The organism is Streptomyces sp. NPDC001339, assembly GCF_042895955.1.
Taxonomy (GTDB): domain Bacteria; phylum Actinomycetota; class Actinomycetes; order Streptomycetales; family Streptomycetaceae; genus Streptomyces.
In genome coordinates this window covers 25,058-50,672 of record NZ_JBIAWT010000015.1, presented here as the reverse complement: position 1 = coordinate 50,672, position 25,615 = coordinate 25,058, and the positions used below count along the sequence as shown (strand labels likewise).

The following is a 25,615-nucleotide window of genomic DNA, read 5'->3' as shown; positions in this document are numbered from 1 at the left end:
CACGCGTGAGCTCGTCCAGACCGAACGCCCGGCGGGGAAGGTGGCGTTGCCGGTGAGGAATTACGCGTGACCCGGATCACTTCATTCGTTCGTAGACGCTCACCTGGCGGCCTCGCTCGACGCTGACCGAGCGGCGCACGAAGCGCTTGTCGAGGGCGCGTTGCTTGGCGTGGTCGGGTGCCGAATGGGCGTGGCGGGGTCCGGGGTCGGTGACGAGGATTATGCGCTGTGCGCTGAGCACGGCTTGTTCTATGTCGTGCGGTCCGGCTTCTATGCCTTTCAGCGTGCCGGATTCCACCGGGCTCTGGGCCAGGGCCAGATCCCGCAGGCCGGCGAATTCATGGGGTGAGACGAGGGCGGTGTCGCGGCGCGCGGCGGGAATGTAGAGCACGCCGTCGGCGGTATGGCGCGTGTGGCCGACGATGGCTGCCGCGGCCAGTACGTCGTCGACGCGGCTGTCCACCCTGCGCAGCCCGAGCTCGGTCGGGAGCAGCGCCAGGAGGGCCAGGGCGAGCGCGGTGGGGAGCAGCACGCGGGGGTGTGCCTTGATGCGCCTGGCGATCGTGGCGAGCAGGACGCCGACGAGGAGCGCGAGGCCTATGTAGGCGAACAGGACGTAGCGGGTGATGTAGAGGGGTTTGGCGAGGGAGACCGCGGCCAGGCCGATCTGCGGTACGGCGCACAGCGGGAGTGCGACGGCTGCGAGGCTCACGTGTGCGCGGGGCGCGTCGTCCCGCCGGCGTGCCGTCAGGCGCGCGTACGGCATGCGCGCGCAGAGGGCGCCGATCGTCACGGTGATCACCACACCGAGCACCGTCGACCAGCCGAGCGGCTTGATCCAGGAGACCTGATCGGCCTGGGCCCGGCTGGCCAGCACCAGCGGCAGGGCCCCGGCCACAGCCGCTACGGCGGCGAGCGCCCACCCGGTACATCGGGCCCGGCCCGGGCGGGTGCACACCACGGTGACGGCATGCGCGACGAGCGCGAGCAGCGAGAACCAGTTGAGCAGCGCGGCGATCAGCACGGCCCCCGCATAACCGGCCCACCGCCAGGCGCCCGGCCGCTCCAGGGCGCACACGAGAAGCCAGGTCGCCAGGGCCACGAAGGCGAGGACAAGGGCGTAGGACCGGCCCTCCTGGGAGTACTCCTGTACCGCGGGAACGACCGCGAGGGCGAGCCCTGCCCCGATCCCCACCCAGCGCCCCGAGAGCCGGGCACCGATCAGCGCCGTCAGTGCGCAGGCGCCGGCGGTGGCGAGCACCGAGGGCAGCCGCAGGGTGACCAGACTGTCGCCGAAGAGGGCGAATGCCCCGTGCATCACCACGTAGTACAGGCCATGGACGACGTCGACCTGGCCGACCATGTGTCCTATCTCGGCCAGTGACCGATGCGCCGCTTGCCAGGTCGCCGCCTCGTCCCGCCACATGCTGTGCTCGCGCGTGATGCCCCACAAGCCGAGGATGAGCGAGAGGACGGCCGGGCCGGCACAGATGGATATCCGACCGTGCTGCACTGTTGTATCCCCATGGGTCGATTGCGTCGGGTCCGGTATGTCGGTTCGCTGATGAAGACTATGCGATGCGCCCTCCCGGCACCGCCGGCTCGCCTCTGCCCGGGGCACGCCGAGCCACCCCCGTAGGGAGCAGGGAAGGACGGCTTGGCCGCCCGCGGCACGAGGCCGGACGCCGCTCTCCGGATCCGGCGGCCCCCTATGAAACCCCCTATCGGGCTTTTCACATCCCCTATCGGCCCTAGAAATTTCCGGTCACCGGAAAGTAGGGGTGAGTTGCCCGCATGATTTTCCGGGACGACCTTGACACATGTTCGGGCACCGATGGATGCTGCGGTCGCACTCGTTTTCCAGATCTTGTCGGGTTGTCAAGTCGGGTTGTCAAGAAGACAGATGCAGGCGGCGCTGTATAGCGAGAAGTGTCGTCCACAGGAAGGCCCCACGTTATGAAGCGAGCTCTCATCACCGGTATCACCGGCCAGGACGGGTCCTATCTGGCCGAGCATCTGCTTGCCGAGGGGTATCACGTATGGGGGCTCGTACGAGGACAGGCCAACCCCAGAAAGTCTCGCATCAGCAGCCTGGCCAGCGAGGTCAGGTTCGTCGAGGGTGACCTGCTGGACCAGGGCAGCCTGGTGTCGGCGGTCAACACGGTCCAGCCCGACGAGGTCTACAACCTCGCCGCCATCTCCTTCGTACCGATGTCCTGGCAGCAGGCGGAGCTGGTCACCGAGGTGAACGGCATGGGTGTGCTGCGCATGCTGGAAGCTCTTCGCATGGTGAGCGGCATCGACAAGTCGCGCACCCCCGACCGCGGCCAGATCCGCTTTTACCAGGCGTCCTCCTCTGAAATGTTCGGAAAGGTCGCCGAGACTCCGCAGAACGAGCGCACCACTTTCCACCCGCGCAGCCCGTACGGTGTGGCGAAGGTCTACGGCCACTTCATCACCCGTAATTACCGGGAGTCCTTCGGTATGTTCGGGACCTCTGGAATTCTGTTCAACCACGAGTCACCCCGACGTGGCGCAGAATTCGTGACCCGGAAAATATCCATGGCGGTGGCCCGGATCAAACTGGGCCTCCAGGACAAGCTGCACCTGGGAAATCTCGACGCGGTTCGTGACTGGGGATACGCCGCCGATTACGTACGGGCCATGCACCTCATGCTGCAGCAGGACGAGCCCGGCGACTACGTCGTGGGCACCGGCCAGATGCACTCGGTGCGCGACGCCGTGCGCATCGCCTTCGAAGCGGTGGGCCTCGACTGGCAGGACTACGTCGTCATCGACCCCGCGCTGGTGCGTCCGGCGGAGGTCGAGACGCTGTGCGCCGACGCCGAGCGGGCCAGGAGCGAACTGGGCTGGAAGCCCACAGTCGACTTCGAGCAGCTGATGCACATGATGGTCGAGTCGGATCTGGAGCGGGCCTCCAGCGCGCACAAGTACCGCGACCTGATGCTCACCGCCGCCTGGTAGCACGGCGGCCCGGGGCGCGGAATCCGACCGACTGGGAGAAACCTGAGATGGAACAACGGCACGGACCCATTCTGTTCGTCAGCATCGCCGATGCAGGCCTGATCAACCCCCTGCTGGAGGTCGCCGGCGAACTCTCCCGGCGGGGCGTCCCCGACCTGTGGTTCGCCTCGACCGAGGACCGGAGAGCCGATGTCGAGGCCATCAAGGGCCGGACTCCGGTCGGGTTCGTGTCGCTCGGCGACCGGCTGGAGAAGCCGCCCGCCGTGTGGGACGCGGCGACCTACGCCCGCGCCACCCAGCCGCCCCGCCGCGGCAGCCCCACCTCCCGTGCCGCCAACGTCGTGCACTACCTGCGCGAGGTCGCCGACTCCGACATCCTGGAGACGATGTACCGGCGCACGCTCGCCGAGGTCGACAAGCTCCAGCCGGCGCTGATGGTGGTGGACTCCTCCAGTGTCTACCCGGCGGACGCCGCCATCGCCCGCAAGGTGCCTTACGTCCTCAGCGTCCCCGTCTCGGTGAGCGAGGTGTTCGCCGACCGCTTGCCGTGGAGCCACCCCACCCCCAACTCCGGCCTGCCGAGCCGGATGACCCTGCGCCAGAAGGCCGCCAACGTCTCCTTCCGGCTCCGTGTGATCGCCGGAATCCTCAAGAACGTCCCCCATGCGGAGTTCGCCAGGAGCCGCAAGGAGGCCGGGATCGAGAACGTGACGGCCGCCCAGTCCTTCTACGGAGACCAGGCCGCGGCGATCGTGGCGTACTCCGTCTTCGGCATGGAGTACCCCTTCCCGGCCGTGCCGCCCACCCTGAAGATGGTCGGCCCCGCTGTGCCGCCGCTGCCCCAGGCCCCCGACGGCGACCACGAGTTGACCTCCTGGCTGGACGCCAACGACTCCGTCGTCTACATCGCCTTCGGCACCCATATGCGCCTGACACGCAGTCAACTTGCCATGATGACCGATGCGGTCGGGCGGATCGGTCCCCGCCACAAGGTGCTGTGGAAGCTGCCCGAGCACCAGCAGGCACTGCTCCCCGCACAGCGCCCGGACAACCTGCGCCTGGAGACCTGGGTGCCCTCCCAGCTCGATGTGCTCGCCCACCCCCACGTCCGGGTGTACTTCAACCACGGCGGCGGCAACAGCGCCTACGAGGGTGTCTACTTCGGCAAGCCCGGCCTGGTCATGCCGTTCTGGATGGACTGCTACGACCATGCCGCGAGGGTGGTGGAGAGCGGTGCGGGCCTGCGGGTGGAGTGTTCGCTGCGGACCACTGCGGACGAGGTCGCCGGAAAGCTCGTACGCCTGCTGGAGGAGGACGGGTTCCGTGAGCGCGCCCAGTACTGGGCGCAGCGCTACCGGGAGGCCGGCGGTGTCGCGGCCGCGGCCGACACCGTCCAGGAGCAGTACGCGGCACTGGCCCGCGCCTGAGCCGCCCGGCCCGCTCGACGCGGGCCCCTCGCCCCGTTCCCTCCCCAGGAGTTGAGAGAGCCCCATGGCATTCCGCATCCCGGTGTCCAAGCCGTACCTCACCGACCAGGAGCTGCGCTACGTCAGCGAGGCGGTGACGACCGGCTGGATCTCGTCCCAGGGCCCGTACGTCAAGGAGTTCGAGCAGTCCTTCGCGGAGTACAACGGCGTCGCCCACGGCGTGGCCTGCTCCTCGGGCACCACGGCGCTCACCCTGGCGCTGCGGGCGCTGGGCATCGGGCCGGGGGACGAGGTCATCGTCCCGGAGTTCACCATGGTCGCCTCGGCGTGGGCCGTGACGTACACGGGCGCCACCCCGGTCTTCGTCGACTGCGGGGACGACCTGAACATCGACCCCGCCCTCATCGAGGAGAAGATCACCGCGCGCACCAAGGCCGTGATGCCGGTGCACATCTACGGTCGGCGCTGCGACATGGACGCGATCATGGAGCTCGCCTACGAGTACAACCTCAAGGTGGTCGAGGACTCCGCGGAAGCGCACGGAGTCGAGCCGGTCGGCCATATCGCCTGCTTCTCGCTCTTCGCCAACAAGATCATCTCGGCCGGTGAGGGCGGCATCTGCCTGACCGACGACCCGCACCTGGCCGGGCAGTTGGCTCATCTGCGCGCCATGGCCTTCGACAAGGACCACACCTTCCTGCACAAGAAGCTGGGCTACAACTTCCGTATGACCAACCTCCAGGCCGGCATTGCCAAGGCACAGGTGGAGAAGCTGGACGCGATCCTCGCCGAGCGCCGCCGTATCGAGGAGCGCTACGACAAGGCGCTCGCCGGAATTCCCGGCATCACGCTGATGCCGCCCCGCGAGGTGCTGTGGATGTACGACCTGCGCGCCGAACGCCGGGACGAACTGAGGGAGTTCCTCGACGCCGAGGGAATCGAGACCCGGGTCTTCTTCAAGCCCATGAGCCGGCAGCCGATGTACCACGACCCTGTATGGCCGACGCTGCGTGCCCATCGATTCTCCGAGGACGGGCTCTATCTGCCCACCTACACCACCATCACCGCAGCGGAACAGGACGAAGTCGCCGGGAAGATCGCCGCCTTCTACTCCTGACCACCCCCTCACCACGGGCGGAGCCGATCGCCCGCTCTCTCCCCACCGCCACCGGCCGCCGGCCGCCCAGGGCGGGGGCCGTGCGCCGATCACGGCCCCCGGCTGCGCGCGCCGACGGCCGTCGGCGTAGGGGGCGTATGCCGGCCGCCTCTACGGGGCGTGCCGCCCGGGTGAGGGGGGTGCTAGCTATACCCCCGCTCCTGGGTCTAGACGGCTTACGCCGCTGCCCGCCACTCACTAACTTCTTCTTGTGTCAGCGCATTTGCGCCGGCACAAGGCGCTCGGGAACCAGAGCACTCTGGCCCCGACCGGAACGGGAAACGGACGCAACACCATGACTCAACCGGATCTCTGGAACACGTCGCCCGCGCAGACACACCGCAAGGCGCCCCGGTATCCGCGGCTGGCCCTCGCCTGGATGATGCTCGTGGACGTCGGCGTACCGCTGGCTCTCTTCTACATCCTGCGCGAACAGGGCATGGGCCTGGTGGGCGCTTCGCTGGTCTCCAGCATTCCGCCCGCCCTGCGCACCGTTTACCTGCTCTTCAAGGAGAAGCGTGTCGATGTCGTGGGCATCTTCATGCTGACGCTGTTCGGGCTCGGCACCGCGCTGGCCCTGCTCTCCGGCGACGCCCGGCTGGTGTTCGCCAAGGACGGCTGGCTCACCGGCGCATTCGGTGTGTGGATGCTCGTCACGCTCATGATGAAGCGCCCCTTCTTCCTGCACGCCGGCAAGAACATCGCGCTGGCCAAGGTGGGTCACGAGGGCGCGGCCACCTGGGAGGCCCGCTGGGACCAGGAGGCCCCCTTCCGCCGCGGGCTGCGCACCCTCACCGCGATCTTCGGTGTCGCCCTGCTGGGCGACGCGGTGATCCGGGTGGCAATCGCCTACATGCTGCCGCTGGACAGCATCCCGCTGGTCACCAACGTCCAGTACTTCATCCTCATGGGCATCCTGTGGCTGTTCCTCGCGGTGTACTCCAAGAAGCACAATCTGCGTGCATGAGCGGACCGCCGGCCGACGCCCCCGCCCGCGAGGGCGGCCGGGCCGGCCGGAGAAGGCGAGACAGGACGACGGGCGTCGGGAGCGGACCGCCAGCGGCGGTGGCCCCGACGCCCGTCTTATGTGCTCAGTCGTCGGACGGCTTCAGATACGCCAGCACCGCCAGCACCCGGCGGTTGTCGTCGATGGACGGCGCCAGGTCCAGCTTGGCGAAGATGCTGGCGGTGTGCTTGGCCACGGCGCCCTCACCGATCTTCAGGTGCTGGGCGATGGCCGCGTTGGAGCGGCCCTCGGCCATGGACTCCAGCACCTGCCGCTCCCGCGGGGTGAGCGTGGTGATGGGGTCCTTCTTCGTCTTCTTCGCCAGCAGCTTGGCGATGACCTCCGGGTCCATCGCCGTGCCCCCGCCGGCCACCGTGCGCAGCGCGTCGATGAACTGGTCGGCGTTGAACACCCGGTCCTTGAGCAGATAGCCGATAGCGCCGGCGCCGTCGGCGAGGAGCTCCCGCGCGTACAGCTGCTCGACGTGCTGGGAGAGCACCAGCACCGGCAGTCCGGGCCGCCGGCGCCGGGCCTCCTGCGCGGCCCGCAGGCCCTCGTCGGTGAAGGTCGGCGGCAGCCGTACGTCCACCACCGCCAGGTCCGGCTGCTCCCGTTCGACGGCTTCGAGGAGTTCCGGGCCGGTGGCCACCGCCGCGACGACGGTGAAGCCACGGGCGTTGAGCAGATGGGTCATGCCGTCTCGGAGGAGGTACAGATCCTCAGCGAGGACAACGCGCACGCCGGACTCCATGGGTTGATATCTGCTTGTACGGGGCACGAAATGCTGGAATCCTACCCGCCCGGCAACCGCCCTGCTCCGCACGCCGATCTGTCGGACCAGCGGGTCACCTGGGCCCCGGCCGTCCGAGAAGCGGTGGTCAGCGGGCAGGCGGACGGCCCGGAGCCGACGGCCAGGGTGCCGAGGCGAGGCCCGGCAGCCGGTGATGTGGACCAGTTATACCGTTAGTAGGTGGCACGGCACGAGCCCGGCATGACCGAAACCCGTGCCCGGCACTCTCGCGAAACAGCCACCGGCACCGGCCCGGACGGGCCTTCGGTACCCGCACGGAAGAGTTTCCGGCGCCCGCGTGCACAGGCCCCCGGCACCCCGTGGACAAGGGCCGGGGCACCGCCGTCCGCCGTCGCCCGGCCGGCACGGGGCACCGGGAAGGTGTCCTGAACTCGCCCGGCGCGCCGGACGGTTCGCGGTGGCACCGGCGGCCGGCGGCGCGCCGCCGCGGGCGCGCGCGTCAGGAACGCGCCATCGGGACCGGGGGAGCGCAGGGGATGGTCAGCGTCACCCGGGTCGGGCCGCCCGGCGGGCTGCTCAGCTCGACCTTGCCGTCGAAGGCCTGGACGCGGCGCTCGATGCCGCGCAGCCCGGTGCCCTGGGTCGGATCCGCGCCACCCTGCCCGTTGTCGGTATAGGTGATCTTGAGGGTGTCGGCCTTGTAGGCCGCCTCGACCCAGGCCCTGTCGGCGTCGGCGTACTTGGCGGTGTTGGTCAGCAGTTCGGCGACCGAGAAGTACGCGGCCGACTCCACCGCGGCCTCCAGCCGACCGCTCAGCTCCGTATGTACTTTGACCGGCAGCGGGGCGTCCATCGACAGCGCCCTGATGGCGTCGCCCAGGCCCCGCTCGGTCAGCACCGGCGGGTTGATGCTGTGCACCACAGTACGGAGCTCCTGGAGCGCCAGACCGGACAGCTCCCGGGTCTTGGCCAGCATCTTCAGAGCCTCCTCGGGGTCGGAGGTGATCAGTGCCTCGGCGGTGGAGACGGCCATACCGATGGCCACCAGGCGGGCCTGGGCGCCGTCGTGCAGATCGCGTTCGATGCGGCGCAGCTCGGCGGCCTGGGTGGTGAGCACTTCCACGCGTGAGGCGAACAGATGCCCCATCCGGCGGGTGAGCAGCGCCTGCTTGGAGGGGGCCAGCGCCATCCGCGTCAGGGCGCGGTACGCGTCCAGCAGCGCGGGGGCGCTGAGCACCCCGATCACCGCCACCGCCGTACCGGCCGCCAGCGCCACGGGGGTGGGCATCTCGTGGGAGAGCCAGGCCACCGGCAGTCCGTCCGTGCCCACCACGGACAGCGCGACGGTGTACAGACCGCCGCCGATCAGTGCCAGCGGGGTGAGCACCAGCACCGCCACGATCGGGTCGAGTACGAGCCACAGCACATCGCGCCAGGTGGCGGGGTCGATGAACAGCCACCGCAGCCGCCGCTGGAGCCGGGCGATCAGTCGGCTGCGCTGGAAGTCGTAGCCGTTCCAGTACCAGCCGTTCTCGGTGCGTTCCAGGGCCGGCAGCGGGGAATAGGGGGAGTCCAGCGGGCGGTCCTCCCACTGGCCCAGCAGCCTGCGGGTCACCACGGCCAGCACCCGGGAGGCCGGCACGGTCAGCAGCAGCGCCATGCCCAGCGCCCCGATCCACCGGGGCAACAGCACTACCGGCACCGCCGTGGCGGCCAGTTTGACCACCGACAGCATCGACAACACCACACAGCGCCCCACCGCGGAGCATCCGCGCCGTACCCGATCCACGAACACTGGCGGATCGTACTTGACCGCCGCGGGGACACCATGCTTGCCCATCACTCGTTCACCCGTCTCTCACACCACTTCCGCAGCCTGGCATCCGGTGCCGGCCGCGGGCCATCCGCCTGCCACCCGGCAGGGGGGTGGACCTAGGTCAACCCCCGCGCTCCGGCTAGATGGATTCCGCACGCCGGGCGCCCCTCCTAGGTTGGAGGAGTGCCCGCGGGCCCCGCACCGGCCGCCGTACAGAAGCCGTACGGAAGACGACAGGCCGGCGCCCGGTTGCTTGCGGATATGTGAGGCTCAGTGACGAAAGCGGGACTCGGGGTCCTCGGCTCCGCATCGGCTTTCCTCACCGGCCCAGCTGTGAGTCCTGAGGAGTGGCAATGCCGAAACACATCGCCCTGCTGAACATTCCGGCCCACGGCCACGTCAATCCGACGCTGGCCATGGCGGAGGAACTGGTCCGCAGGGGGCATCGGGTGACCTATGCCACGACGGAGGAGTTCGCACCGACCGTGGCGCGCACCGGCGCCGATGTGCTGCTGTACGAGTCGACGCTGGAGCCCAAGCCGTCGACGGAGGCGCCGCCCGCGGAATTTGCGGCCTGGCTGCCGTTGGTGCTCATCATGGAGAGCGCTCGGACCCTTCCGGAGTTCGAGAAGCATTTCGCCGACGATCTGCCGGATCTGCTGCTGTACGACCGGACGCTGTACCTCACCGGGCGGGTGCTGGCACAGAAGTGGAACCGGCCCGCGGCCCAGCTGTTCCCGTCCTTCGCCTACAACGAGAACGTCACCCTGGACACGATCACCGGTGACGGCGGCGGAGTGGACGACGACCACCCGGCCCGGGTGGCATTCCGTGAGCACTTGCGGGAACTGGCCCGGACCCATGAAGTCCCACCGATTCCGCCGGAGCACTTCTTCACCAGTCCCGAGGACTTCGCGGTGGCGTTCGTACCGAAGGAATTCCAACCCGGAGGCGACACATTCGGCGACGATTTCGCGTTTGTGGGTCCCTGCCTGGGGGACCGCGCATTCCAGGGGAGTTGGCAGCCGCCGGCCTCCGGTGAACCGGTGCTGCTGGTCTCGCTGGGGACCGCGTTCAACGACCGTCCGGAGTTCTTCCGGACGTGTGTGGCGGCCTTCTCCGGCGTGCCCTGGCACGTGGTGCTGTCGGTGGGCGGGGTGGACCCGGCGGAACTCGGCGAGGTGCCGCCCAACATCGAGGTGCATCCGCGGGTGCCGCAACTGGCCGTACTGGAAAAGGCGTCGGTGTTCGTCACCCATTCCGGAATGGGCAGCACCATGGAATCCCTCCACTACGGAACTCCCATGGTGACCCTGCCGCAGACGGTGGAACAGGCCGCCATCGCCCACCGGGTCGCCGAACTGGGCCTGGGCACGGGCCTGCCCGAGGGCGGCATCACCGCCGAGGGGCTGCGCGCGGCAGTGCTCGGCCTGGCATCCGACGCGGCGGTCCGCGAGCGTGTACGGGCCATGGGCGAGCGGGTGCGGCAGGCCGGCGGCGCCCGGCGCGCGGCCGATGCACTGGAGGCCTATCTCGCCCACGCCCAACGGCCCGACCAGGGCTGACCCCGGCGCCCGAAGGCCCTACCGGGCCTGACGCGGCGCCCGCAGGCCCGCCCAGTCCCCCGCTGGGCGACGGCCGGGCCGCTCCCGACCCCCGGGAGCGGCGACCGGCACGGGACGGTGAGGGGGGACGCACGCGCTCCCCCGGCGTCGGGACGGACCCCCTCACCGGTTCCCCGTGGTCGGCCCCGGCGGCCTTCCGTCCCTGTCCGTACGACGACGAGCGGTCGTCGGCTCGCTGGAGCCGTGACCGGGTGCAGGAGTGGCATGAGCGCCGCGGTGGTGGCGAAGGATCTCGTCAAGCGGTACCGCGATGGGGCGCGGCCCGCCGTCGACGCGATGAGCTTCCGGGTCGAACGGGGCGAGGTGTTCGGGCTGCTGGGCCCGGACGGCGCCGGCAAGACCACCGCTGTGTGGCTGTTGACCACACGGGCGCTGCCCACATCGGGCCAGGCGTGTGTGGCCGGCGTGGACGTGGTGCGGGAGGCCACCCGGGCCCGCCGGGTGCTCGCGGTCGTCTCGCCGCGCAACGCCCTGGACCCCTCGCTGAGCGTGCGCAAGAACCTGCTGTTCCACGGGGCGTGCCATGGGATGCGCCGGTCCGACCGGCGGCGCCGGGCCGAGGAGCTGCTGGACCGGATGGGCCTGCGGGAGCGGGCGGAGGACCGGGGCGGCGAGCTGACCGGTGGCCAGGTCCGGCGGGCGCTGCTGGCGCGGGCGCTGATGCCGGGGCCCAGGGTGATGTTCCTCGACGAGGTGACGACCGGCCTGGACGCGCGCACCCGCCGCTTTGTGCACGAGCGGGTGCCGGAGCTGACGGCGGAGGGTGTGACGGTGGTGGTCACCACCCCCGACACACAGGAGGCGGCCCAACTGTGCGACCGGGTGGGCATTCTCGACCGGGGAAAGCTGCTGGTGGTGGATTCGACCGCGGAGCTGACGCGTGCGCTGCCAGGCCGGAACACGCTGGCGGTCAGTGTCGCGGCGGACCGGGACCGCTCCCCGGTGCTGTCCGCCGCGCTGCGGGACATGCCGGGGCTCGACCGCATCGAGGAGATCACCGGAGAGCCGGAACGCGACCGGGAAACCGGCCATGCGGTGATCCGCTACCGCCTGTACACCGAGCGGAAACCGGTCTCCCTGCTGCCGGGTGTGATCGAGATCTGCGAGACGGCGGAGTGCGAGATGCGTGAGCTCAGATTCGGAAAACCCGGCCTGGAGGATGTCTTCGTCTATATGACGGGGCGCGAGCTGCGATGAGTGCCCCCTCCACCGTCCTGCCCGACAAGGACCGGCGCGGCACCGGCCGCCGGGAATATCTGACCATTTCCTTTCTGGCGGAACTGGGCAGGGACATACTGGTATCCGCACGTAGTTCTCCGGTGTTTTTGGCGCAGGTCGTGCTGCAGCTGCTGTTTCTGCTGTATGTGTTCGGCCAGGTATTGCCGGCCAGTGGATATGCCGGAGAGGATTACGGCGAAATTTTACTGCCCGGGGTGATCGCCGCAGGGGCGTTCGGTACGGCGCTGCAGAGCAGCGCGCTGTCGGTGGCGGCGGAATTCTCGACTCCGCGTGGCGTGGAGGAAAGGCTGCTGTCGCCCGTTCCGTTGCGGATCGTCGCATTCGAGAAGATTTGCTTCGGGGCGGTGCGCGGGCTGTTCGCAGGGCTGGTCGCGGTTCCGGCGGGGGCGCTGATGCTGGACGGCGTGCCCTGGCCGGTGGCCGGACTGCCCGCCGCGTTGGGCGCGCTGGTCCTCGCCGCGCTGGCCGGTGCCGCGGCCGGGCTGGCGCTGGGGGCGTGGGTGCCGGTGCACCGGGTGCGCGCGGCGCTGTTCCTCGGTCACGTTCCGCTGCTCGTCACGGGGGCGGCACTTCTGCCGTGGCGTGCGCTTTCGGCCATAAGTTGGTTCCAGGCGGTGTGTGCGGCCAATCCGCTCACCTACGCCTGCGAGGGGCTGCGCGGCCTGCTGCTGGAGGGTCGGGTGGCGACGCTGCCGGGCTGGGTGACGCTGCCGGTGCTGGCAGGGGCGGGCTGCGGGCTCGCCGGGGCGGGGCTGGCGGGGCTGTCCAGGCGGCTCCTCCGCCTACGGCGTCCATGATCAAGTAGGCATAAGGTTCATCTCGTAGCTACGCGTAAGCAGCCGTGTCATCCTGCGTCAAGATGGCGGAAGCTCGCATTGCCTTAAATTTACTTTTATTTGCGATTGTCGGTTCGATTTCTGGTAGCCTCGTGAGCGAGCCGGATAATGAGTGTGAACTGATTCACGTTTGAATGCCTGTGGGCATGGCGTGTGACCGCAGGGGTGGGTTTGCGCACGTAGGCATGGCCTGCCCGCCCTTTGCGGGAAGGAGATGCTGGCCATATGAGGCCGTATGGGGGAGGCGTCGAGCATGAGCCTCGTTGACCGCGAGCGAGAACTTGAGACTCTGAAGCAGCTGTTTTCCGACTGTGTGGAAGGGAATGGTGCCGGTGCCATTGTTTCGGGCCCTATAGGAAGCGGCAAAACAGGACTCCTGCAGGTCGTGGGAGATTTCGTCACCGGAGCCGGCGCCCACTTCCTGTACGTCGGCGCCCGCGCCGGAGGGCCCGAGGCGTTCGGCTGCCTCCGGGAGCTGTGCTACGCCGCCCAGCGGCTGCTGGTCAAGGACTGCGATGCCGCCGACGCCCTGCTGTGCCCGGCCCCCGGCGCCGATCTGTCGCCCTCGGTCGGCTACGGTCTGATGACTGAACTGGTTCAACTGTCCGACCGTACACCGCTGGTCGTCGCCGTCGATGACCTCGAACACGTCGACACCCCCTCGTTGCAGTGTCTGCTGCACCTGGCCCAGCGCATCCGCACCTCCCGCATTCTGCTGCTGCTCGCCGTACGGCAGCACGCCCGCGCGACGTCCAGCGTGCACGCCGAGTTCTTCCGCCAGCAGCACTTCGCCCAGCTGCGTCTGGCCACTCTCACCGAGCGCGGCGTGGCCCGGATGCTCGCCGACCGGCTCGGCACCGCAGAGGCCGAACGGCTGGCCCCCGCCGTCCACGCCACCAGCGGCGGCAACCCGCTGCTGGTGCGCGCCCTGATCGACGACCACCGGCCGGACGCCGGCGAGCCGGCCGGAGCCGGTATCACCCCGGGGGAGTCGTTCCGCTGTGAGGTGTGGGCCTGCATCCAGCGCGGCGACCCCGAGATGCTCGAAGTGGCCCACGGTGTGGGGGTGTTGGGCAAGGCACCCTCGTCCAAGCTGGTGTGGCGGCTGCTCGGCACCGTCCAGGGCGGCCATCTGCACGCCATGCAGGAACTGGTCGACGCCGGTCTGGTGCACGACGGGCACTTCCGTCACCCGGCCGCCGCGGCCGCGGTGACCGGCGCCATGAACCCCGCGCGGACCGCCGAACTCCACGCGCGTGCCGCACGGCTGCTGCACGCCGAGGGAGAACGCGCCCCCATCGTCGCCGGACACATCGTCGCCGGCGGCCAGGGCGGTGAACCCTGGGCCCTGGACATCCTCCAGGAGGCCGCCGAACAGGCCATCGCCGGCGCCGAGGGGCAGCGCGCCGTCGAATACCTCGAACAGGCCCTGGGCCGCTGCACCGACGACGCCCGCCGCGCCACCCTGCTGGCCCTGCACGCCCGTGTCGAGTGGCAGACGGCACCGGCCAAGGTCGCCCGCCGGCTGCCTCTCCTGCAAGACGCCTCCCACAAGGGCCACCTGGACGACCGGCAGACCGGAGAGCTGGCCCGCTACCTGCTGTGGTACGGGCGGGTGGAGGAGGCGGCCCAGGTCATGGCCCGGCTCGACGGATCGGCCAGCGCCCAGGCCGCCGCCGAACTGGCCGAGCTGACCGCCTGGTTACGCGTCTCCTACCCCCACGCCTGCGAGGCCGTCCCGGCCCTGCGGGCGCTGGCCCGGACCTCGGCCGACGCCCCCTGCCCCGTCACGCCCGCCGGCGTCCTGATGGCCGCACTCAAGGGCAACCCCGACGGCGACGCCGTCGCCCACGCCGAACGCATCCTGCAGAGCAGCAGGGTCGGCGAAACCCCTCTGGAGTCCGTCGAGGCCGCCGCCTTCGCACTGATCCACCTCGGCCGACTGGACTCCGTGACCCACTGGTGCGAACTCCTCCAGGAGGAGGCCGCCGCCCGCTCCGCCGCGACCTGGCAGGCCCTGCTGTCGTGGATCCGGGCCGAGGTCGGCCTGCGTCGCGGCGACCTGGCCCGGGCCCGCAGCCACGCCGAGGCCGCCCTGCGCCATATCTCCTGGGAGAGCTGGGGCGTCGTCGGCTGCGGCCCGCTGGCCACCCTGCTGCTCGGCCTCAGCTGCGGCGAGGGCATCACCGAGCCCGGCGCCGAACCCGCCCACCCCGTGCCGCCCGCCGCTCTCCAGACCCGCTACGGGGTGACCTACCTGCGCGCCCGCGGCTACTTCTACCTCACCACCGACCGCCTCCAGGCGGGCCTGGCCGACTTCCTGCGCTGCGGCGAACTGCTCACCCGCTGGGACCTGGACCTGCCCGCCCTGATCCCGTGGCGGATGGACGCGGCCGAGGCCCAACTCGCCCTCGGAGAGCGTGAGGAGGCCAAGAAGTTCGCCGCCGAGCACGAGGCGCTGGCCCGTCGCGGGGAGGAGCGTACCCGCGGCATCGCCCTGCGTGTCCTGGCCGCCGCCACCGACCTGCGCAAGCGCCCCGCGCTGCTGCGTGAGGCCATGGAACTGCTGCGGCTCAGCGGCGACCGGTACGAACTCTCCCGCACCCTCGAACTCCTCGGCGACGCCTACCATGCGCTCGGCGACTCCAGCCGCGCCCGCATGATCGGCGCCGGGGTCACCCACATCACCAGCGAACACCCTCCGCGGGCCCGGCAGTCCGGCACCGCACCCGCCGACCGCAGGCCCCAGCAGTGCTCCGACAACGCCGTCGACCAGAGCGTGGCCGGCCTCAGCGACGCGGAGTGGCGGGTCGCCCGCCTCGCCACCATCGGCTACACCAACCGCGAGATCAGCAACAAGCTGTTCATCACCGTCAGCACCGTCGAGCAGCACCTCACCCGCATCTACCGCAAGCTCAACGTCTCCCGGCGGGCCGATCTGCCCGCCATGTGGTCCCCCGACTACGCGGCCGAACCGGCCTGCTGAGCGGCGCCGTGATTCAGGGGTACCGGACCGCGGAACAGGGGTGCCGTCCACGGCGCCACCAGGGGAGAACGGACAGACCGACGAACCCGTGCAGAGAGGCAGACCAGCGCGCATGAACACCCCGGTGGACAGTGCCGAGTGGATCCGACGGTTCCACCCGAGCGACGACAGCAAGGCCCGTCTGGTGTGCCTTCCGCACGCCGGCGGCTCGGCAGGCTTCTACTTCCCCTTCTCCGCGGCCCTGACGCCCTCGGTGGAGACGCTGACCGTGCAGTACCCCGGCCGCCAGGACCGCTACCGGGAAACCCCGGCCGGCAGCATCGCCGAACTCGCCGCACCTGTCGTCCAGGCCCTGCTGGCCTGGACCGACCGCCCGCTGGCCCTGTTCGGGCACAGCATGGGCGCCGTCGTGGCCTTCGAGGTGGCCCGCCGCCTGGAGAACGACCACGGCATCACCCTCGCCCATGTCTTCGCCTCCGGCCGCCGCGCTCCCAGCCGGGTGCGCGAGGAGAACGTCCACCAGCGCGACGATGACGGCATCGTCGCGGAGATGCGCGAACTGAGCGGCACCGATGCCCGGGTGCTGGGCGACGAGGAGATCCTGCGCATGGTGCTGCCCGCGATTCGCGCCGACTATCGCGCGATCGAGACGTACCGCTGCGAGGCCGGAGCGGTCATTTCCAGCCCGGTCACCGTCTTCACCGGCGACAACGACCCCCGCACCACCCTGGAGGAGGCCGAGAGCTGGCGCGACCACACCACCGGGGACTTCCGCATCCAGGTATACGAAGGAGGGCACTTCTTTCTCGTCAACCACCAGCCCGCACTGGTCAGCGCGGTGACCGACACCCTGGCCCGGGCCGGGGCACGCTGACCCACCCTGCGGGCGCTCCCTCCGGTCCGGTGACCGCGTCGCGGCCGCCCCCGAGGCCGTATGGCCAGTTGTAGGGGGTGGCCGAAAACCGGGTCTTGTGTCAGGGGTGCGCATAGTGTCTTTAGGGGTTACTGTGCGCTGCCCGTCCCCTTAACGTGCCGATCACAGTGATCGCACCTACGCCCGGCGTGCGCCCCGGGCGTCCTACGGGGGAACCTTTGAGTAGTAGACGCAAACTTCCGCGTGCGCTGCCGCGCATCGGCCTGGCCGCCGCGGTCCTGGTCGCCGGAACGCTCACCGCTACGTACGTCGGCGCGTCCGGCCCCGGGCTGGACGGCTTCAGCGACAAGGTCCGCGGCCTGGTCGCCGACATGACCCTGGACGAGAAGATCTCACTGGTGCACGGCGACAAGGACCCCGCCGACATCGGCGAGGCCGGCTACACCCCCGGTGTACCCCGGCTGGGCATCCCCGCCCTCCGGCTCGCCGACGGGCCCGCCGGGCTGCGCCTGAACGAGCCGTCCCTGGCCATGCCCGCACCCGTGGCCCTGGCCTCGTCCTTCGACGACAAGCTCGCCGACGCCTACGGGGCCACCATGGGCAAGGAGGGCCGTGCTCTGGGCGTCGATGCCCTCCTCGCCCCCACGGTCAACTCCATCCGCGTCCCCTACGGCGGCCGCAACTTCGAGACCTTCAGCGAGGACCCGCTGGTCAGTTCCCGCACCGCGGCCGCCGAAACCCGCGGCATCGCGGGCCAGGGCATGATCCCGGTCGTCAAGCACTTCGCGGGCAACAACCAGGAGAACGACCGCGAGACCATCAACCTCAACATCGACGAGCGCACGCTCCAGGAGAACGAGCTCCAGCCTTTCCAGGCCGCCGTCAACGCCGGTGCGGGCGCCGCCATGTGCCAGTACAGCAACCTCAACGGCAAGCCGGCCTGCGCCAACTCCGATCTGCTGCAGGGCATCCTGCGCGAGCAGATGGGCTTCAAGGGCTGGGTCATGTCCGACTGGCGGATGTCGCTGAGCTCCGACGCCATGAACAAGGGCATGGACCAGGAGATGCCCGCCGGCACCTACTTCAAGGACGAGCTGAAGAAGGCCGTCAACGACGGCAAGGTCCCGCAGGCCGCCCTGGACGGCTCCGTCGCCCGCATCCTCGGCCAGATGGAGCGCTTCCACCTGCTGGACAAGCCGGCCCCGCGCCCCGCCCGTGATCTGGCCGCCGGCACCCGCACCGCCCAGCAGGTCGCCGAGTCCGGCGCCGTCCTGCTGCACAACAAGGACAAGGCCCTGCCGCTGGACGGCTCGCAGAAATCGATCGCCGTGATCGGCGCCCGGGCCCGTGACCCCAAGCTCGGCGGCGGCGGAAGCTCGCACGTCCAGCCCAAGGAGAAGCCCACCGCCCCGCTGGACGCCATCAAGAGCCGGGCCGGCAGCGGCACCTCCGTCACCTACGAGGTCGGCGAGGACCCGGCCGGCGCCGCCATCCCCGACTCCGCGCTCAGCCCCGGCTTCAAGCCCGGCAGCGGCCTGGAGCCCGGCAAACAGGGTGCGTTCTACGACGGCCGGCTCACCGTCCCCACCGAGGGAGACTACGTCCTCAACGTCAAGGCCACCGGGGGCGGTGGCTTCGTCCAGGTCGACGGCCGCACCAGCGCCCTGTTCGGCGACACCATCACCACCGGCTACACCGGACTGACGGTGCATCTGACCGCCGGCACCCACAAGGTGGTGCTCTTCGGCTACTCCGACTACGTCGAACCACTCCGCGTCGACCTGCACTGGATCACCCCACAGGCCGCCCAGGCATCCATCGACAAGGCCGTGGCCGCCGCCAAGTCCGCGCGGACCGCCGTGGTCTTCGCCTCCGACGACTCCTCCGAGGGCCTGGACCGGCCGAATCTGTCGCTCCCCGGCCACCAGGACGCGCTGATCAAAGCCGTCGCGGCCGCCAACCCGCGCACCGTCGTCGTCCTCAACACCGCCTCCGCGGTCAAGATGCCCTGGCTGAAGGACACCGCCGCGGTCCTGGACATGTGGTATCCGGGTCAGAAGGGTGCGGAGGCCACCGCCGCGCTGCTCTTCGGCGACGTCAACCCCAGCGGCCGGCTCACCCAGACCTTCCCCGCCGACGAGGACCACACCCCCGTCAGCGGCGACCCGTCCGCCTTCCCCGGCGTCGACGGACAGGTCCAGTACCGGGAGGGGATCTACTCCGGCTACCGCTGGTACCAGAAGAACTCCGTCAAGCCGCTGTTCCCCTTCGGCCACGGACTGACCTACACCTCCTTCGCCTACAGCGGCCTGAAGGCGGCCCGGGCCTCCGACGGCGGTCTGGACGTCTCGCTGACCGTACGCAACACCGGCAGCCGCCCCGGCAAGGAGACCCCGCAGGTCTACATCGGCCCCAGCCCGGACGTGAAGGTGCCACAGGCTCAGCTCGCCCTGGCCGGCTACTCCAAGGTCGCCCTCAAGGCCGGGGAGTCCCGGCAGGTCACCGTGCATGTCGACCCCCAGCAGCTGAAGTACTGGGACACCGGCAGCCACTCCTGGCACACCGGCACCGGCGTCCGGGAGATCAAGGCGGGGCCGTCCTCCGCCGAGCTGCCCCTGACGGCCAAGCTCACCGTCACCTAGCCGCTCCTCCCAGGGAGTCCGCCACCGCACTCGCGGGGCGGACTCCCGCTCCCCGGGCACACACGCGCCGGGGCGGCGGGTCAGCCGCCACTGACCGGCAGGGACCGCAGCCCGCGGATGATCGCGGACCGGCGGCGTACGAACGGCCCCGTGCGGTGTAGTTCCGGCAGCCGGGTGGCCAGCACCCGGAAGGCGACCTCGCCCTCCAGGCGGGCCAGCGGAGCGCCCAGGCAGTAGTGCTGGCCGCCGGCGAACGCCAGGTTGTCCGGCGTGACCGGTCGGGTGATGTCGAAGCGGTCCGGCTCGTCCCACACCAGCGGGTCGCGGTTGCAGCCTCCCGTGAGCACCACCACCGGGGTGTCCGGCTCGATGACCTTGCCGTCGATCTCCAGCCGCTCATGGGCCACCCGGCTGGACTGCTGCACGGGCGCCTCGAAGCGCAGCGACTCCTGTACCGCCTGCGGTGCCAGGTCCGGGTCGGCCACCAGCTTCGCCCACTGGCCGGGCTGGTCGAGCATGGTCAGCAGGCCCACGCCGATGAGGTTGACGGTGGACTCGGCGCCCGCCAGCGTCAGCAGCTGGCACATCGAGATGAGTTCGCGGGTGGTGAGCTTGTCCTCGGCCCGCGCCTGGATGAGCCGGCTGACCACGTCGTCGCCGGGGTGCGCGGTGCGTTCCTCCAGCAACTCCTGGAACAGGGCGTCCAGTTCGTCCAGGGAGCGCTGGACGTTCCGCAGGTGACCGGCCGAGGTGATCTCGTCGAAGATGGTGCCGAACGCCGGGCCGTGCTCCAGGAACCGGTCCAGGTGGTCGCCCTCGATGCCGAACAGTGAGGCGACCACCGACACCGGGATCACATTCGCGTACGCGGTCATCATGTCGAACTCGCCGCCGGTGTCGACCCGGTCGAGCAGTTCATGGCACACCCGCTCGATCTGCGGGCGGAAGGCGCCGATGGTGCGCGGGCTGAAGGTGGGGGCCGCGAGTTGGCGCAGCCGGGTGTGGTCCGGGGGGTCCTGGCCCAGCATGGAGTTGTCGAACGTGGTGGTCGCCGGGCTGACCGGGGTGCCGTCCCGCTTGAGCACGCCCAGCCGCCGGTCGCGCAGGATGCGCGCGGCCGTATCGTGGCTGGCGGTGATCCAGGCGCCCAGCGCGCTGCGCTGCAGCGTGTCGCCCGCCCGCACCTTCTCGTACAGCGGGTACGGGTCCTCCGGGCCGCGCAGCAACAGGGCGTGGGGATCGCCCAGTTCACCCATGGTCCACAGCATCCGCAGCTGGGACGCCAGCTCGTCGCCGGAGGGGACACTCATGCCCCGCTCCCGTCGATCGCCTCGGCCAGGCCGCTGACCGTGGGGGTGTCGAAGACCTGCTGGATGCGCAGCCGCACCCCGAAGTCCTGGGCGATCCGGGAGGCGAGCTGGGCGGCGGTCAGGGAGTTCCCGCCAAGCTGGAAGAACGACACCTCCGGCTGAACCGAACGGGCGCCCAGGATCTCCCGGAAGATGCCGGCGACCTTCGCCTCGGTGCCCGCCAGCTCGCCCTGCCCCGGGTCGCCGGGGGCGGCCAGCGCCTCGGCCCGGCGCTCGGCGGCCAGTTCCCCCAGCGCCGTGCGGTCCAGCTTGCGGTCCTCGCGTACCGGCAGCCGCTCCAGACGGTGGACCATCGCCGGTACGAGGTGGCCGGGCAGCCGCTGGGCGAGGTGGGCGCGCAGCGCGTCCGGGCCGGGGACCTGTACGGCGGGGCCGGATGCGCCGGCGTAGAACAGGCACAGGTCCTCGTACGCCCCGTCCGGCCCGGCCAGCGGCACCACCGCGCAGCTGCCGACGCCGGGCACCGCCCCGGCCCGCTGCTCGATCTCGGCCAGTTCGATGCGGTGGCCGCGCACCTTGACCTGGGTGTCCTCGCGGCCGTCGAAGTACAGGGTGCCGACGGCGGAGAAGTGGCCGCGGTCGCCGGTGCGGTAGCCGCGCCGGACCGTGCCGCCGAGCTCCAGCTCCACGAACTTCTCGGCGGTCAGCCCGGGCGACTTGAAGTAGCCCAGGGCCAGGCCCGCCCCGGCGAGCACGACCTCGCCGGTCTCCCCGGCGGCACACGGCCGGTCGCCGTCGAGCACGTACGCCTCGGTGTGAGGGAAGGGCCGGCCCAGCGGGATCGCGCCCTCTTCGCAGTCCCGGGGGGTGACGAGGTGGTAGGTGGCGGCCACACTGGACTCGGCCGGGCCGTACATGTTGTACAGCGGGATGCCGGGGTGTGCCTCCAGGAACCGGGCGGCGTGCTTGGCGGACAGCGCCTCGCCGCCGACGCCCACCGCGCGCAGCCCGGCGAACGCATCCAGGTCGGTGTCGACCATGCTGTGGAAGACCGCGGTCGGTGCGAACACCGTGTTCACGCCCTGCTCGCCGATCAGCTCGCGCAGGCCGGTGGCCAGTTCGAGGGTGTCGTCCAGGAGCACCAGGGTGCCGGCGGTGAACAGCACACCCCAGGAGTCCAGTGCGAAGGCGTCCCAGGTCGCCGAGAGCGCCTGCGGCATCACCACGCCGGAGTCCAGCGGTGCGAAGACCCAGTCGTCGAAGAGCCGCACACTGCCGCGGTGGGCGGTGACCACGCCCTTGGGCGTGCCGGTGGTGCCGGAGGTGAAGAACACCGCGCACGGGTCGTCGGGCCCCACCGGCACCGGGGCCGGACGGCGTCCGGACGCCGCCGCCCCGGCCGGACCGCCGTGCGGCGGCCGCCACTGCGGCACCGGCCACGGGCCGTCCAGCGAGCTGACCACCAGCGGCCCGTCGAGGTACGTCACCAGCTCGGTCAGCCGCGCCCGGGGCCAGCGCACGTCCAGCGCCGCGTAGGCCGCGCCGCGCTTGAGGACCGCCAGCAGTACGGCGAACAGTTCGGCGGAGCGGGGCAGTGCCACCGGCACCACCGCGCCCGGCCCCACGCCGCGCTCCGCCAGCTCGGCGGCGAAGGCATCGGAGGCCGCGGCGAGTTCGCCGTAGCTGACGGAGCGGCCGCGGTGGCGCACGGCGGTGCGCTCGGGCCAGCGCTCGGCGCACCAGGCGAACAGCTCGTGCATGGTCTGGGCCCGCCGGAACGGGCCGGCGGCCGCGTCGGTGGCCGGTCCGGAAAGGGTCTCCGGCCGGGAGAGGGCCTCCGGCCGGGAGGGAGTCTCCGGCCGGGAGGGTGAGGGAGTCATCGAGGTCATCGGGTGTCCTGTGCGCGAGTCGGGTCTGCCTGGCGGGCCCGTATCTGCTCGGCGAGCTCCGCCGGCGTGGGGTTTTCGAAGACTTCCGACAGCTTGAGCCGGGCCCCGGTCGTCTTCTCGATCTCCTGAGCCAGCTGGGCGGCCAGCAGCGAATGGCCGCCGTGGGCGAAGAAGTTGGTGTCCTCGGACACGCCGTCGCGCCGCAGCAGCCGGGCGAACAGGGCTACGAGGTGCGCGGTGTCCCCGCCGGGCGCCGCTTCGGCGGCTTCGCCGGACGGCTCGGGCACCGGCCGGGCCAGGTCCGCCACCGCCGCGCGGTCGACGGTCCGCCAGCGCGTCAGCGGCAGTTCGGACACGAGCACGAACCGGTCGGGGCGGGCCCGGGCCGGCAGCCGGTCGCGGGCGTGCCGGGCCAGCTCCCGCTCCACGTCCGGCTTGTCCGCGGCCTGCACCACGGCGGTCAGCGTCACCGTGCCACCGGTGGACTCCTGCGCCGTCACCGCCACGGCCCGTACCGCCGGGTGGTCCGCGATGCGGCTCTCCACGTCGTCCAGGGCGATGCGGGTGCCGTTGACCGTGACCTGCCGCTCCAGCGGGCCGTCGACGGACAGCAGACCGTCCTCCAGCCAGTGCGCCAGCACCCCGGTGCGCACCCCGTCCAGCCGCAGCTCGCCGCGTACCCCCACCGGGAGTTCCCGCCCGTCCGGCGCGACGACCCCGGCCGCGGCATCGCGCACCAGCGCTCCGGCCGGCGGCCGGTAGCCCTCACAGTCCTGCCAGACCACCTCCAGCGCCGCCGTCCAGCAGCCGGCCTGTGCGGTGCCCCACAGCGCGAACACCGCACAGCCCGCGGACAGCAGCTGCCGGGCCAGCGTGCTGGGCAGCGGCTCCCCGCCGCACAGCACCTTGCGTCCCGCCAGATGACCGCCGAGCGGCTCCAGCAGGGTGCGCCAGGTGCTGGGGGTACCGTGCAGCACCGTCACGCCATGGCCGGCGATCAGCTCGCCCAGCAGCCGTGCGTCGCCGTGCGCCGCGTCGGAGCCGGTGACCAGGCGCGCGCCGCGGGACAGCGCCAGCAGCAGCTCATGCGCACAGGCCGCGGAGTCCGCCGGGGCCAGCCACAGCACGGCGTCCTCCGGGCCGCAGCCGACGGTGGCCGCCACCCCGGCGACGGACTGCCCGAGCACCTCGTGCCGCAGCGCGGCGCGCCCGGTGCTCGCCCGGTCCTGTGGCGTCCGGGGTGCCAGATACGCCACCGCGTCCGGCTCCGGGAACCGCACGCCGTCGGCCGGGTCCCCGCCGTCCACCGCGGACGGCACCGGCGGAATGCCCACCACCGGCACCGGCGAGGAGCCCTGCGGGCCGGTGACCGCCGCGGTCAGCAGGGCGACGCCACCCGCCTCCGCGGTCAGCGCCACGGCCTGTTCCAGCGGCAGCTCCGGATCCACCGGCAGCACGGTCGCGCCCGCCAGCCAGCCGCCCAGCACCGCGGTGGCCCACCAGGCGCCACGCGGCGCGGTCACCGCCACCGTGTCGCCCGGGGCGGCCCCGACGGCGGCCAGCAGCCGGGCGCTGTCCTGCGCGGCCCGCCACAGCTGGGCGTAGCTCACCTCGGCGCCGTCGACCAGCGCGGTCGCCTGCGGGGTGGTCCGCACCCGGTCCAGCACGGCCCGCAGCGGGCCGGGGGCGTCCGAGGTGGGCCGGGCCCGCTCGGCGGCCCTTGCCACCGCCCGGTCCGCCTCGGTCCACAGCGGCAACTCGCCCATGGGGAGGTCGGGTTGGGCGGCGGCGGCCACCAGCAGCGTGTCGTAGCGGCGCATCAGCGCCGCCACTCCGCCCGCCGAGTGCAGCTCCGCGTTGTGCACCGCCTTCAGACGGCTGCCTCCGGCCGACGGCAGTACCACGAACTCCAGGTCGAACTTGGAGTGTCCGGCGTCCACCTCCACCACCCGGGCCGGCAGCCCGCCGAGGGTCACCGCGGCCTGCCCGCCCAGCGGCAGATAGTTGAAGATGTGCCGGAACAGCGTGGTGCGCCACGACGCGTCCGCCCGGTCCACCTCCGGAAGCAGCACGTCCACCGGCGCGTCGGCGTGCGCGATCGCCTCGAAGAACAGATCGCGCACCCGCCGGGTGAAGGACCGGAAGCCCTCCGCCGGGTCGTAACGCACCCGCAGCGGAACGATGTTGACGTGGTAGCCGATGGCCCGCTGCGCCTGCTGGCCGCGGACGTTGACCGGGAAGCCCACCGCCAGGTCGGGCCCGGCGCCGTGTGCTGCCAGCAGCAGGTAGTAGGCGGCCAGCAGCACCACCACGTCCGGCGCCCGCAGATCCTTCTGCAGCGCCGCCACCCCGGCCACCGCCTCCTCGGAGAAGGCCCGGGTGAGCTGGCTGCCGCGCAGCGTCGGCCGCGGGCTCTCCGTCCCGTCGCACCACAGGCCCAGCCCGCCCGCGTCGAAGCCCCGCAGATGATCGCGCCAGAACTGCACACTCTCCGGCCGCGGTACGGGCTCCGCCCAGGCCGGTACGGTCTCCCCGGCAGCCGCGGTGCCGGCCAGTTCGGCGTCGTAGGCGGCGGCCAGCTCCTCCAGGAACACCGACATCGACGTCCCGTCGAAGATCAGGTGGTGGACGGCCACCCCCACCGCGTCACCGTCGGGGCCCGCGTAGTGCCCCACCCGCAGCAGCGGCCGCCCGTCCAGCGGGAAGGGCCGGGTCACCAGTTCGTCCAGCGCCGCCGGCACCGACTCGGGCGCTGCGCCGCCGCCCTCCACCTCCAGTGCCGCCAGGGCCTGTCCGGGGGAGAGAACCTGTCTGGTCAGACCGGTGCCGTCGGCGTGGAAGACCGTACGCAGCGTCTCGTAGCGGCGCACCAGCGCCTGGACGGCACGGCGCAGCACGGCGTGGTCCAGCCTGCCGTCGATCTCCAGCGCCACGCCGGGCACATTGTTCACGCTCTCGTCGGGGATCAGCTGCTCCAGCAGCCACAGGCCCTCTTCCTTACGGGTGGCCGGTGAGCGGGCGCCGAGTGCGTCGGCAGGCCGGGCGGTCGGGGTCGCGGAAGACATGTCGGATC

At 71.2% G+C, this 25,615-nt stretch carries 16 protein-coding genes; 10 read left to right on the top strand and 6 right to left on the bottom strand.

Features of this window, described 5'->3' with window-relative positions:
• Positions 1 to 76: 76 nt before the first annotated feature.
• On the bottom strand, positions 77 to 1,513 hold the full coding sequence (locus tag ACFY12_RS31980) for a glycosyltransferase family 39 protein (RefSeq protein WP_390719454.1): 1,437 nt from the start codon (positions 1,511 to 1,513) through the stop codon (positions 77 to 79).
• 443 nt (positions 1,514 to 1,956) lie between these two features.
• Here ACFY12_RS31980 and ACFY12_RS31975 point away from each other — a divergent pair, with 443 nt between their 5' ends.
• From ACFY12_RS31975 to ACFY12_RS31960, 4 genes are all read left to right on the top strand, one after another.
• On the top strand, positions 1,957 to 2,985 hold the full coding sequence (locus ACFY12_RS31975; protein ID WP_390719453.1) for a GDP-mannose 4,6-dehydratase: 1,029 nt from the start codon (positions 1,957 to 1,959) through the stop codon (positions 2,983 to 2,985).
• 47 nt (positions 2,986 to 3,032) lie between these two features.
• Positions 3,033 to 4,412 carry a glycosyltransferase gene (locus ACFY12_RS31970; protein WP_390719452.1) on the top strand — a complete coding sequence of 460 codons (1,380 nt, stop codon included), beginning with the start codon at positions 3,033 to 3,035 and terminating at the stop codon, positions 4,410 to 4,412.
• A gap of 64 nt (positions 4,413 to 4,476) precedes the next feature.
• Complete coding sequence (locus tag ACFY12_RS31965) at positions 4,477 to 5,529, top strand: DegT/DnrJ/EryC1/StrS family aminotransferase (RefSeq protein WP_390719451.1); 1,053 nt, start codon at positions 4,477 to 4,479, stop codon at positions 5,527 to 5,529.
• Positions 5,530 to 5,863: 334 nt separating this feature from the next.
• The gene (locus ACFY12_RS31960) at positions 5,864 to 6,535 is read left to right on the top strand and encodes a VC0807 family protein (protein WP_390719450.1); all 672 of its coding nucleotides are present in this window, start codon (positions 5,864 to 5,866) and stop codon (positions 6,533 to 6,535) included.
• Positions 6,536 to 6,659: 124 nt separating this feature from the next.
• Here ACFY12_RS31960 and ACFY12_RS31955 read toward each other — a convergent pair whose 3' ends face one another.
• Both ACFY12_RS31955 and ACFY12_RS31950 read right to left on the bottom strand, forming a co-directional pair.
• On the bottom strand, positions 6,660 to 7,313 hold the full coding sequence (locus tag ACFY12_RS31955; RefSeq protein ID WP_390719449.1) for a response regulator: 654 nt from the start codon (positions 7,311 to 7,313) through the stop codon (positions 6,660 to 6,662).
• Between the two features lie 511 nt (positions 7,314 to 7,824).
• Positions 7,825 to 9,120, bottom strand: coding sequence for a histidine kinase (locus ACFY12_RS31950; RefSeq protein WP_390719448.1), 1,296 nt, complete (start codon positions 9,118 to 9,120; stop codon positions 7,825 to 7,827).
• 374 nt (positions 9,121 to 9,494) lie between these two features.
• Here ACFY12_RS31950 and ACFY12_RS31945 point away from each other — a divergent pair, with 374 nt between their 5' ends.
• The 6 genes from ACFY12_RS31945 to ACFY12_RS31920 all read left to right on the top strand — a co-directional run bounded on the left by ACFY12_RS31945 (position 9,495) and on the right by ACFY12_RS31920 (position 19,343).
• Entirely contained in the window at positions 9,495 to 10,706 is a 1,212-nt protein-coding gene (locus tag ACFY12_RS31945) for a macrolide family glycosyltransferase (RefSeq protein ID WP_390719447.1), read from the top strand.
• A 264-nt stretch (positions 10,707 to 10,970) separates the two neighbouring features.
• Entirely contained in the window at positions 10,971 to 11,963 is a 993-nt protein-coding gene (locus ACFY12_RS31940; protein WP_390719446.1) for an ABC transporter ATP-binding protein, read from the top strand.
• Positions 11,960 to 12,802 carry an ABC transporter permease gene (locus tag ACFY12_RS31935; protein ID WP_390719445.1) on the top strand — a complete coding sequence of 281 codons (843 nt, stop codon included), beginning with the start codon at positions 11,960 to 11,962 and terminating at the stop codon, positions 12,800 to 12,802. Before ACFY12_RS31940 ends, ACFY12_RS31935 begins: the two co-directional genes overlap by 4 nt.
• A gap of 274 nt (positions 12,803 to 13,076) precedes the next feature.
• Positions 13,077 to 15,827 (top strand): AAA family ATPase, encoded by a 2,751-nt coding sequence (locus ACFY12_RS31930; protein WP_390719444.1) that lies wholly within the window; start codon positions 13,077 to 13,079, stop codon positions 15,825 to 15,827.
• A 112-nt stretch (positions 15,828 to 15,939) separates the two neighbouring features.
• On the top strand, positions 15,940 to 16,701 hold the full coding sequence (locus tag ACFY12_RS31925) for a thioesterase II family protein (RefSeq protein ID WP_390719443.1): 762 nt from the start codon (positions 15,940 to 15,942) through the stop codon (positions 16,699 to 16,701).
• Positions 16,702 to 16,919: 218 nt separating this feature from the next.
• Positions 16,920 to 19,343, top strand: a complete 2,424-nt coding sequence (locus ACFY12_RS31920) for a beta-glucosidase (RefSeq protein WP_390719442.1) — start codon at positions 16,920 to 16,922, stop codon at positions 19,341 to 19,343.
• An 80-nt stretch (positions 19,344 to 19,423) separates the two neighbouring features.
• Here the strand turns inward: ACFY12_RS31920 and ACFY12_RS31915 are convergent, their stop codons facing one another.
• From ACFY12_RS31915 to ACFY12_RS31905, 3 genes are read right to left on the bottom strand one after another with little or no spacing between them, the layout of a single operon-like run.
• A complete protein-coding gene (locus ACFY12_RS31915) occupies positions 19,424 to 20,653 on the bottom strand; it encodes a cytochrome P450 (RefSeq protein ID WP_390719441.1) in 1,230 nt (409 codons plus the stop codon).
• On the bottom strand, positions 20,650 to 22,542 hold the full coding sequence (locus ACFY12_RS31910) for an AMP-binding protein (RefSeq protein WP_390719440.1): 1,893 nt from the start codon (positions 22,540 to 22,542) through the stop codon (positions 20,650 to 20,652). The genes ACFY12_RS31915 and ACFY12_RS31910 overlap by 4 nt, the downstream gene beginning before the upstream one ends.
• Entirely contained in the window at positions 22,539 to 25,607 is a 3,069-nt protein-coding gene (locus ACFY12_RS31905; protein WP_390719439.1) for a condensation domain-containing protein, read from the bottom strand. Before ACFY12_RS31905 ends, ACFY12_RS31910 begins: the two co-directional genes overlap by 4 nt.
• Positions 25,608 to 25,615: the final 8 nt, after the last annotated feature.